1 protein-coding gene is annotated in these 577 nt (G+C 30.5%); it reads left to right on the top strand.

The window, feature by feature from the left end; all coding sequences use genetic code 11:
• The coding region (locus RCF13_RS03405; RefSeq protein WP_308140876.1) for a CDP-glycerol glycerophosphotransferase family protein at positions 1-577 on the top strand (577 nt) is incomplete at both ends.

Here is a 577-nt window from a genome sequence, read left to right as displayed (position 1 = left end):
CAAGATACTTAATTACAGCACACAAAGGAACAATTGAACCGTGGAACTATAAAATATATAGATCTTTGTTTGGAATATTCAACAAGAGTCAAAAGTACGTTTTTATACAACACGGGGTAATACTTCATGATGTCAGACAATTTTTATGCAGGAGTAATACAAATTTTGATTTGTTTATATCAGGAGCAAAACCGGAGTACTACGAGTTAATTACGAACTACGGTTATGACGAAAGTGAAATAGTATATACTGGTCTAGCAAGACATGATGAGTTGCATGATATCACTGAGAAGAACCAAATCCTATTTTTTCCGACATGGAGAAACTACCTTAAGTATGATGTGAAAAGTAGAAAACTTGATGATTTCACCACTGGAAATTACTATAGGAGTATCCAGTCTCTCTTATATAATTATGAGCTGGCAAGAATTTTAACTAGATATAATTACAAATTGTATTTCTATCTTCATAATGAAATGGTTCAATATATAGATTACTTTAAAAGTAACAACAGTCGAATTATTATTGTAAGTGAACATAGTAGAGACATTCAAAAATATATAAAGGAATCAAAGAT

The sequence above is a fragment of the Stenotrophomonas maltophilia group sp. RNC7 genome (genome assembly GCF_030910085.1).
Taxonomy (GTDB): Bacteria; Pseudomonadota; Gammaproteobacteria; order Xanthomonadales; family Xanthomonadaceae; genus Stenotrophomonas; species Stenotrophomonas sepilia.
The sequence above is the reverse complement of the archived record's forward strand: the minus strand, read 5'-3'. Positions and strand labels throughout refer to the sequence as shown.